The 592-nt window shown below is 68.8% G+C and carries 2 protein-coding genes; both read right to left on the reverse strand.

Features of this window, described 5'->3' with window-relative positions; genetic code table 11:
• Window positions 1-295: ATP-binding cassette domain-containing protein (locus tag JNK74_29565; protein ID MBL7650322.1), on the reverse strand; the 295-nt coding region annotated here is incomplete at its 3' end.
• Window positions 289-592 (reverse strand): DUF1826 domain-containing protein (locus tag JNK74_29570; protein MBL7650323.1); only part of this gene is annotated, 304 nt, incomplete at its 5' end. The genes JNK74_29565 and JNK74_29570, both read right to left, overlap by 7 nt.

The raw sequence follows: 592 nt of genomic DNA on the forward strand, positions 1-592 counted from the left end.
GATTGAACTGCTGGAAGATGAAGCCGATGTGATCGACCCGGAAGCGATCCCGGGCGGGGGGCGACAGGGCGTCCAGTGCCTGGTCGAGGATTTGTAGGGAGCCTTGCCGGGGTACGAGAACCCCGCCGATGAGGTTGAGCAGGGTGCTCTTGCCGGCGCCGCTTTCCCCCTGGATGAACACCTGCTCACCCTGGTCCACGTCCAGGGCGGACAGGGTGAGACACGGTGCAGTCTGGCCTGGCCAGGCAAAGCGCAGGTCGCGGATGTGAATGGCCGGGGCCATGGGGCTCACCATACGCCGTCGGCAGCCAGCACCACGCGGGGAAAGCCGTCGGCCGGAACCGCGGGAGAGCGATGGATGATCCCACGGCCGCCATTGCCCTGCCACAGGCTACCCTTCAGCAGGGCTACGGCGAAGCCGGAAACGCGCTGGATCTGCGTCCCGGTGCCGAGCAGGCCCGACTGTTCGTCGGGCAGCCCGCCGGCGCCACTGCCCAGCTTGCTGCGATCGGCGGCGGCATCGTCCAGCCATTCCGTGCCCGGCCCCCGGTAGGTGCACAGCAGGCGGATGCCGACCCGGTCCACGTGCAGG

The sequence above is a fragment of the Candidatus Hydrogenedentota bacterium genome, from assembly GCA_016791475.1.
Classification (GTDB): domain Bacteria; phylum Hydrogenedentota; class Hydrogenedentia; order Hydrogenedentales; family JAEUWI01; genus JAEUWI01.